Here is a 9,025-nt window from a genome sequence, read left to right as displayed (position 1 = left end):
GTGTGCTGGATGACGGGGTGATCGGTGCGATGTCTCCGGAGCGTTTGGACGGGGTGTTCGCGCCGAAGGTGGATGCGGCGTGGTATTTGCATGAGTTGACGGCGGGGATGGATCTGTCGGCGTTCGTGTTGTTCTCTTCGGCTGCTGGTGTGCTGGGGAATGCGGGGCAGGCGAATTATGCGGCGGCGAATACGTTCCTGGATGCTCTTGCGGCTCATCGTCGTGCTTCGGGGTTGGCGGGCAAGGCTCTGGCGTGGGGGTTGTGGTCTGCGGGGGATGGGATGGGGGGTGAGTTGTCGGAGGCTGATCTGCGGCGGATGAGGCAGGTCGGTATCGAGGGGTTGTCGGTCGAGCGTGGTCTGGAGCTTTTCGATACGGCGATGGGTCTGGATGATCCGGCTCTCGTCCCGATCCAGCTCGACCTGCCCACCCTCCGACGCACCGCCGACAACCTCCCCGAGCTTCTTCACGCCCTGGCCCCGCCGACCCGGCGACGTTCCGCCGCGGGCAAGGCCGATCCTGGCGCCCTGCGCCGGAAGCTCGATGTGCTGGACGCGGAGGGGCAGCACGAACTGCTCCAGGAGCTGGTGACCGGACTCGCCGCCGGCCTGCTCGGGTACCAGGAAGCCGGGGGCCTCGATCCCGAACGTGACTTCCTGGAGCTGGGCTTCGACTCACTCATGGCCATGGAGCTGCGGTCCGCGCTCAGCGAGGCGACAGGGCTGCGGCTGCCGTCGATGGTGGTCTTCGACCACAAGAGCGCTGCGGCGCTCGCCCGCTTCCTCCTGGACGAGATCTCCGAGGCCGGTCCGGTCTCCGGCGCAGCGTCCGCCGACGGTACGCCGGAGGCGGTGACGGGCACGGGACGCCCGTCCGGCGCGGCGGCGGACACTCTCAGCCAGCTGTTCCGCGAGGCAATTCAGAACGGCCCGCTCCAGAAGGCGATGACCATGCTGAACGCGGTCGCGGAGACGCGGCCCGCCTTCACCTCGGCCTCTGACATACCGGCCCTCCCGGTCCCTGTCCGGCTGATGGAGGGGCCCGCCGGACGTACGCGGCTGATCTGCCTGAGTACACCCATGGCTACCAGCGGGGTCTATCAGCACGCGCACATCGCCAACCACTTCAAGGGCGTGCGCGGGGTGGCGGGCATTCCATTGCCCGGCTTCGTGCGCGGTGACAGCCTGCCTGCCACGAACGACGCCGCCGCCGAGGTACTGGCGGAGGCCGCCCTCGAGGCCGCGGGGGGCGAACGGTTCGTGCTGGCCGGCTACTCGGCGGGTGGCATCCTCGCTCACGCCGCCGCCATGCATCTCGAAGAGCGCGGCCTGCGTCCTGCCGGCGTCGTCCTCATGGACTCCTATCTGCCCGACGTCTCCAACGCGCTGCTCGACGGCCTGCTGGAGACCATGCTGGAGATGGAGCAGACGTTCGACGGCTTCGACAGTGCTCGGCTGTCCTCCATGGGCCGCTACAGCACCATGCTCGGCTCGTTCCCCCTGGAAGGGCTGCGTGCCCCGGTGCTCTTCCTGCAATGTGCGAGGCCGTTTCCCGGTGCGGACACGGACGGGCCGGGCGACGCCTGGCAGGCCGCGCCCTGGAACGCGACCCAGACGGTACGAGGAGTGGGCGCGAACCACTTCACCATGCTGGAAGAGGGCGCCGCGGACTGCGCGCGGGCGATCGAGGACTGGATCGGCACGCTGGACTGACGTACTCCGGGCCTGAGCGCCGTGACCGCGGGAGCCACCGTGGTCACGGCGCCCGGGCGCCGCTCCGGCCGCAGGCGAGCGTGCGGCAGCCGAACTGTTCCCTCGCTCGCTCTCCCCGACCGATCCATGAGCAATTCGACCGAGCGACCGACGAAAGGTGATCGAACATGAGTGTGGCCGCCGGGTCCCAGCGGGCCGTGACCAAGGGCACTGTGCCGTTCGGCGAGTACCGGACCTGGTACCGCATCACGGGGGACGTGACCTCGGACAAGCCCGCGATCGTCGTGGTGCACGGCGGTCCGGGCAGTACCCATGACTACCTGCAGAACATGGCGGTGTTCGCCGACCACGGCTGGCCCGTCGTCCACTACGACCAGCTGGGCAACGGCGGCTCCACCCATCTGCCGGACCGAGGAGCGGACTTCTGGACCGTCGACCTCTTTCTCGCGGAGCTGGACAATCTGCTCGGCGCGCTGGGCATCGCCGACAACTACGTCCTCTTCGGCCAGTCCTGGGGCGGACTGCTGGTGGCCGAGCACGCTGCCCGCAAGCCCGCCGGGCTGCGTGGGCTCGTCATCGCCAACGCGCCGGCCTCCTACCCGTTGTGGCTCCAGGAGATGGAGGTGCTGCGGGCCCAGCTGCCGCCCGGCGTCAACGAGACGCTGCTGCGCCACGAGGCGGCGGGTACCACCGGGACCAACGAGTACTACGAGGCCATGGGCCCGTTCTACGACCGCCACGTCTGCCGGATCAAGCCGTGGCCGCGGGACTACCAGGCCTCGTTCTACGAGGTGTACAACGACCCCACGGTCTACTTCACGATGAACGGGCCGAGCGAGTTCCACGTCATCGGAACCCTGCGTGACTGGGGCGTGGAGGACCGCCTCGCCGACATCGAGGTCCCGACCCTCGTGCTCTCCGGCCGCCACGACGAGGCGACGCCCGTCACGGTGCGGCCGTACGAGGAGCTGATCCCCCAGGCGCGGTGGGAGATCTTCGAGGACTCCAGCCACCTGCCGCACCTCGAGGAGCCCGAACGGTTCGTCGAGGTGATGCTCGGCTACCTGCGCGAGGGGCGCTGACGACGGGCCGGCAGAGGAGTACGGGAAGGGGGGCCGCAGATCGGCGGCCCCCCTTCCCGTACTCCGGACTGTCGTGCCGTCAGGCGCCGAACAGTGCCGTGGCGCGTGTGGTGAGCGCCTTGCGGTCGATCTTGCGGTTGGAGTTGAGGGGGAACTCCCCGAGGTGCTCGTACCGGCGCGGGAGCATTCCGGCCGGCAGGATCTCCCGCAGGACCCGTGCCAGTACCGCCGGAGAGGTACGTGTGCCGGTGTAGAAGACCACCAGCTCCGAGCCGCCCTCCACCTGCTGCACCACCGTGAGGGCGTCCTCCACCCCGGGGCAGGAGCGTACGGCGTGGTCGACCTCGGCCAGCTCCACGCGCCAGCCCTGGAGCTGGATCTGTGAGTCGAGCCGTCCGAGGTAGATCAGTTCGTCACTGCCGGGCAACCGGCGTACCCGGTCTCCGGTGCGGTACCAACGGCGGCCGTCGCGCTCCAGGAAGCGGCCCTCGTCGTCCGCTGGGTCGAGATAACCGACGGTCATCTGTGGTCCGGTGACGCAGAGTTCGCCCTCGTCCTCGGCGGGCGACCCGTCGTCCGCGAGCAGCAGATGGTCGTGTCCCGGATGGACCGCGCCGATGGGCACCAGGCCGTTGACCCCGTGCTCGGCCGAGGCCACCGGGTCCCAGCGGTGGCCCGTGATGGTGATCGTCAGCTCGGTGGGGCCGTAGATGTTCTCCAGAAGCGAGCCCGGGGCGGCCTCGTGCCAGTCGGCGGCGTCCTTGCAGTGCAGCGCCTCGCCCGCGAAGAAGCTCCACCGCAGGGTGGGCAGCGAGTCCGGGGACAGCTGTCCCGTGCGGCGGACGAGGGAGATCGCGCTGGGCGTGGAGAACCACACCGTGACGCCCTCCTCGCGCAGGTGGTCGGGGAGCCGACGGTAGCTGTGCGGGGGGATGGTGGCGACCGTGGCCCCGGCGCCCCAGGCGCAGAACAGATCGAACATCGCACAGTCGAAGTTGAGGTCGAAGGTCTGCGAGAAGACGTCCTGCGGCGTGAAGTCGTACCGCTCGTCCAGCAGCTGGAAGTAGTGGTGGGTGCTGCCGTGGCTGATGGGCACCCCCTTGGGGTTGCCGGTCGAGCCGGAGGTGAAGAGCATGTAGGCCGTGTCGTCGGCGGCGACCGTCCGCGGGGCGCTCAGTGCCGCCGCGGGGTCCACGGTGATCTGCCGCCAGGGCGTCACCGCATCGGCGCCGGTGAGGACGGTGCCGTCGGCCGAGGCCGCGAGTACTGCGGTGCGGGGGGACGGGGAAGCGCCCGGGCCGTGGAGCCTGGACAGTGCTGCCGCGCCCTCCTCGTCCACGACGATCGCCTCGACCCCGGAGAGTTCGAGCATCCGGCGGGTGCGTTCCGTGGGGAAATCGGGGTTGAGCGGCACCACGGTGGCGCCCGTGTAGAGCCCGGCGAGCAGTCCGACGTACGCCGGTACGGTCTTGCCGGCCAGGACTCCGACCGCGCGGGGCGGGGTGCCGTCGGCGCACAGGGCGCCGGCCCATGTGAGGGCGAGGTCATGGGCCTCGCGGTAGCTGAGTGCGAAGGCGGTGCCGAGCCGAAGGGCCGTGCCGTCAGGGGATATCTCCAGGCCGCGCAGAAATCGGTGATGGAGCGCGTGCTCGTCGGTGCCGGACATACTTCCTCCTGTGGGTGGTCGTTTCCCGCAGGCCGCGCATTACCGTGATCCCGGCTGCCGGCCCAGGGACAGGGGTTTCCCTGGACGCGTTAAGCGGGACAGGGGTTGGTAGCGGTTGTTCGGGTTCTCACAGGGCGATTAGCGTCACCACCCTTGGACAGGTTCGCCGTTATCACCGGAACCGGAATGGGGCCCGAACACATGAGTACGTGGGACAAGGAATTCGAAGGAATCATCCGCAGCTATCTGCCGTTCCTTTCGGCGGACGAGCCGCTGGAGGAGGATGCCGGACTGCGGGATCTCGGCCTGGACTCCATGGGCACCGTGGAACTGCTCGCCGCGCTGGAGAATTCCTACGGTGTCCGCTTCGTCGACGAGGCACTGAGCATGGAGACCTTCGCGACGCCCGGAGTGCTCTGGGCCAGGACTTCGGAGCTGAAGCAGGTCACGCACGGCTGACCGGAGTCGGCCGTGCGTGTGCGGCGGGGTTCGCGGGGGCTTCGCCTCAGCGGGCCCCGCCGCGGCGTTGCGGGCGCAGTGCCAGCCGCGGATCGACCGCCGTGACCTCGAAGTTGCGGGTGGCGACGGAGACACGTCCGAACAGCGCGTCCTGGCCGGCGATGAACAGGCGGCCGACACCGCGGTCGCGGAGTGCTGTCAGCGCGTCCGGCCAGTGGACCGCGCGGACGCAGCCGTCGAGCACGAGCTCGCGCACCTCGGCCCCGGTGGTCAGGAGCTTTCCGTCGTGGTCGGAGATCACCGGCAGTCGCGGATCCCTGAACTCCAGCCCCGCCAGCGCCTCGTCCTCGATGCGTCTGCGCAGCCCGTCGAAGGCCGGGGAGTGCATGGGCGGGTGCATCACGTACAGCGGCAGCCCGCCCAGGGCGCGCAGCCGGAGCTGGAGCCACTCCAGGCGGGACCGCGACAGGGTCAGCATGGCGAAGTCGTCGTCCACCTGGCAGGTGATGTCGTGCCACTCGCCCATGGCATCCAGCTCGTCGCGCACGGTGCGCAGTGTCTCGGGCGGGGTCCGGGCGAAGGACAGGGTGACCGCTTCGCGGTGTTCCGTGGCGAAGTAGTCGTCCAGCACCCGGGCGAAGCGCGCGGTCATCGTCACACCGTCGGCGAAGTCGAGCGCCCCGGAGTGGACGGCGGCCGCCTTGTTGCCGAAGCTCGGCCCCACGCATACCGTGGGTTCGCAACCGAGGCCGGCCTCGGCCCACTGGGCCAGTGCCAGGCTGTTGACGAGGAAGGCGACCTGGGCGTATTCCGAGTAGTCGCCCTCCGTGTCGCGGTAACGGTCGATGAGGGAGTAGCCGAGCCGTTCACCGGCGGCGGCCACCAGCTTCCGGGCCTGCGGGTTGATCACCATGAATCGGGCCACGTCCTCGAACCGGGTGGGTCCCATCCCCGGGAAGACCACGGCATGGCCCGTGCGAGTCTCCTTGTCCATGGCGACAGTGTTGGCGGTGCGGGCGAGGGCACAGCACCCCTAGCCGCCCCTAAGCCGCAGGACGGGAGGCCTTTTCCGTGTCCTCCGCCGTTCAGGCGGCCGTCCCTTCGAGTACCAGAACCGCGTTGTGCCCGCCGAAGCCGAATGTCGTGGACATTCCGATGGGGCGCCGACCCGGCGCGACGCCGAGCGGTACGGCGTCCAGGACGTGCCGCAGCGCGCCGAGCGAGGCGTCGGGACGCCGCAGTCCCACGGTGGGCGGCGCCACCCTCGCGTTGAGCGCCATCAGCGTGGCGATCGCCTCGACCGCGCCTGCCGCTCCCATCAGATGGCCGGTGGCGGACTTGGTGGAGGACATCGGAAGGGTCTCCAGGGCGCCGGCGAGCACACCGCGCATCGCGGCGATCTCCAGTCGGTCGTCGCGCGCGCTGCCGGTGGCGTGCGCGTTGAGGTAGCTCAGCGCGTCAGGGGTGACGCCCGCGTCGTCGAGGGCGTGCCTGACGGCGTCCATGGCGGCCACGCCGTCCTCGGCGGGGGAGAGTTCATGGAACGCGTCGCAGCTGGAGCCGTATCCCAGAATCTCTCCCAGGACGGGCCGGCCACGCCGTTCGGCGCTCTCCGCGGACTCCAGGACCAGCACGCCCGCGCCCTCACCCATCAGGAAGCCGTCGCGTTCCTCGTCGAACGGCACGGAGATCCCGGTGGGGGACATGATTCCGGCGTTCAGGTAGGCGGCGCGCATGAAGTTGGTCAGCGGCGCCTCGGCGCCGCCCACCACCGCAGCGTCCGCCGCGCCGCTGCGGATGGCCCGAACGCCCAGGCCGATGGCCTGTGCTCCGGAGGCGCAGCCTGCCGTGACACAGTACGTCTCACCGCGCAGCCGGTGGCGGACGGCGATCTGGACAGCGGCCGAATGAGGAGCCATCATCGGCACGGCGTGCCGTGAGACCGCATCGGTGCCGTTGCGCCGCATCGTGGTCAACTGCTCCTCGAAGGTCAGCACCCCGCCGGCGACGGAGCCGATGACACACATGACGCGTTCCGGAGTGTGGGGCAGGCCGTCGGACCAGCCGGCCTGCCGGATCGCTTCCTCGGCGGCGACCAGCGCGAGCTGGCTGAAGCGGTCGGTGGTGTGGATCCCCTTGCGGCTCAGCACCGCGTGCGGATCGAACGTCTGACAGTGGCCCTCACCGTCGGTCAGCCCGGACTCTCCGTTCACCACCCGGTTGTGGAGGGCCGCCACGCCTTCGCCCATCGGAGTGACCGCACCGGTTCCGGTGACCATGACACGGCGCCGGGGCGGCGGCGGATGGCGGTCTTCGGTTTTCACTTGTCCTCCGGGAATTGTGCGATGCAATTGCACGGGTGGGAATTCTCCATGACAGCGGCGGTGTCATCTCTGGCCCATCACACATACCCTTCGATTCCTGAAGCCCGGCCACGAGCCTGGGGCTCCCGGCCTGCGAGCATGGTGCACGTCCGGAGTTCCGGAAGCGCGACGGCCTTGCAACCGCCCTGTAGAACAGTGTTACCAAGGCATTACACGCTCACCTATCGCGAGGCGAGAATAGGGGGGTGTCAAGGGAGTTGAGGGGTGGTCGATTCTGGCCACTTCGAAAGGGCCGAGGGCATACTCGTGGCGTCAGCGCGCGGCTTCCGTCGCAACGGTCAACGCCCGAGAGGAAATCCGACTGCCATGACCGCAGCACCGGCGCAATCCACTGTCTGGGCCCGGCGGTACCACCCGGCCCCGGACGCTGCTGTCCGACTGGTCTGCTTTCCGCACGCCGGTGGGTCCGCCACGTTCTACCTCCCGGTCGCCCGTGCCCTGAGCCCGGCCGTGGACGTCCTCGCGGTGCAGTACCCGGGCCGTCAGGACCGCTACACGGAACCGCCGGTGGACTCCATCCACGCGCTCGCGGACGTGGTGACGGACGAACTGCTGGGAGGCTGGGCCGACAGGCCGCTCGTCCTGTTCGGCCACAGCATGGGGGCCATGGTCGCCTACGAGGTGGCCACCCGGCTCCAGGAGCGCGGCGCACCCGCGGCGGGTCTTTTCGCCTCCGGCCGTCGCGCGCCGTCCACCTACCGCGACGAGAACGTCCACGCCGCCGACGACGAGGGCATCGTCGCGGAGATGAAGCGCATGCAGGGCACGGACGAACAGGTCTTCGCGGACGAGGAGGTCCTGCGGATGATCCTTCCCGCGGTGCGCAGCGACTACCGTGCGGTGGAGACCTACCAGCACCGGCCGGGGCCACCGCTGGAGTGCCCGGTCACCGTGCTCGTCGGCGGGGACGATCCGCAGGTGACGCCGGAGGAGGCACAGGCCTGGGAGCGTCACACCGATGCTTCGTTCCGGCTCCGCACCTACCCCGGCGGCCACTTCTACATCGTCGCCCAGGCCCCCGAAGTCCTGCGGGAAATAGGTGGGTTCACCGACAACGTGAAGCCCTCGGACGGCGCGGCGACCCCGCTCCGCTGAGCGGACGGACGCGGAGAACGACGTACGGCGTCGTCCTCCGTGCGTCCGGAGAGGGCTCGGAGGGGCGGAACGATGTACGGCGCCGTCCTCCGTGCGTCCGGAGAGGGCCCGGAAGGCGAGCTCAACGGTCCGAAGCGTGACACCGAGATTCTGGAGGCCCTCATGGGCGCCGAGAAAAGGATTCCGAACACTCAGTCCGGCCCGCGCGTAACCGCGTCCCTGTCGACCGCCGCCGCGGCGCGCCGCTCCCACCGGACTTCCGGGCGCGGCGGGACCGCGGCCGGATCCACCCCGGCCGCCGGGAGGGCTTCCCGGCCTGCGCCGCATCCACTCTTCGACGACGCGGCGGCACACGTACCCCGTGCGCCGGAGCCCGCGTTCGACGATCTCCCCGAGCTGTCGACCCTGCCGATGACTCTCGGCTTCGGGTTCTGGGTGCCTGGGGCGGGCCGTGGCGTCGAGCACCAGGCGCCGTCTCCCATCCGACAGGGCGAGGGGCGCCCGCTGCCCGGTGTCCAGTCCTCCCCCTGAGAATCCCGCACCGGCCGGGTGACCGCACCCGGCTCTCGCTCTGACGGATCGCTGACCACGGGCATGTGGTGAGCGATCCGTCGGCATGCGCCGCGG

Annotated in this window: 7 protein-coding genes; 4 read left to right on the top strand and 3 right to left on the bottom strand. The window is 69.9% G+C overall.

The features are described 5' to 3' along the window. The coding region (locus tag AMK10_RS24920) for a KR domain-containing protein (RefSeq protein ID WP_241839659.1) at window positions 1-1,712 on the top strand (1,712 nt) is incomplete at its 5' end. 167 nt (window positions 1,713-1,879) lie between these two features. Then, window positions 1,880-2,794, top strand: a complete 915-nt coding sequence (locus AMK10_RS24915; RefSeq protein WP_073750112.1) for a proline iminopeptidase-family hydrolase — start codon at window positions 1,880-1,882, stop codon at window positions 2,792-2,794. Between the two features lie 79 nt (window positions 2,795-2,873). On the opposite strand, the gene AMK10_RS24910 is transcribed toward AMK10_RS24915, so the two are convergent. Next, window positions 2,874-4,460, bottom strand: coding sequence for an AMP-binding protein (locus tag AMK10_RS24910; RefSeq protein WP_073750111.1), 1,587 nt, complete (start codon window positions 4,458-4,460; stop codon window positions 2,874-2,876). A gap of 201 nt (window positions 4,461-4,661) precedes the next feature. Here AMK10_RS24910 and AMK10_RS24905 point away from each other — a divergent pair, with 201 nt between their 5' ends. Then, on the top strand, window positions 4,662-4,919 hold the full coding sequence (locus AMK10_RS24905) for a phosphopantetheine-binding protein (RefSeq protein ID WP_198959773.1): 258 nt from the start codon (window positions 4,662-4,664) through the stop codon (window positions 4,917-4,919). A gap of 46 nt (window positions 4,920-4,965) precedes the next feature. Here AMK10_RS24905 and AMK10_RS24900 read toward each other — a convergent pair whose 3' ends face one another. Together AMK10_RS24900 and AMK10_RS24895 are read right to left on the bottom strand one after the other, a co-directional pair. Further along, window positions 4,966-5,913 carry an ACP S-malonyltransferase gene (locus AMK10_RS24900; RefSeq protein ID WP_073750109.1) on the bottom strand — a complete coding sequence of 316 codons (948 nt, stop codon included), beginning with the start codon at window positions 5,911-5,913 and terminating at the stop codon, window positions 4,966-4,968. Window positions 5,914-6,004: 91 nt separating this feature from the next. Then, complete coding sequence (locus AMK10_RS24895) at window positions 6,005-7,243, bottom strand: beta-ketoacyl-[acyl-carrier-protein] synthase family protein (RefSeq protein WP_241839658.1); 1,239 nt, start codon at window positions 7,241-7,243, stop codon at window positions 6,005-6,007. Window positions 7,244-7,609: 366 nt separating this feature from the next. On the opposite strand from AMK10_RS24895, the gene AMK10_RS24890 reads away from it, so the two are divergent. Continuing rightward, complete coding sequence (locus AMK10_RS24890) at window positions 7,610-8,398, top strand: thioesterase II family protein (protein WP_073750107.1); 789 nt, start codon at window positions 7,610-7,612, stop codon at window positions 8,396-8,398. Window positions 8,399-9,025: the final 627 nt, after the last annotated feature.

The sequence above is a fragment of the Streptomyces sp. CB02058 genome (assembly GCF_001905505.1).
Lineage (GTDB): Bacteria > Actinomycetota > Actinomycetes > Streptomycetales > Streptomycetaceae > Streptomyces.
Note: the sequence above shows the minus strand (reverse complement) of the source record. Positions and strands in the feature narration are given on the sequence as shown.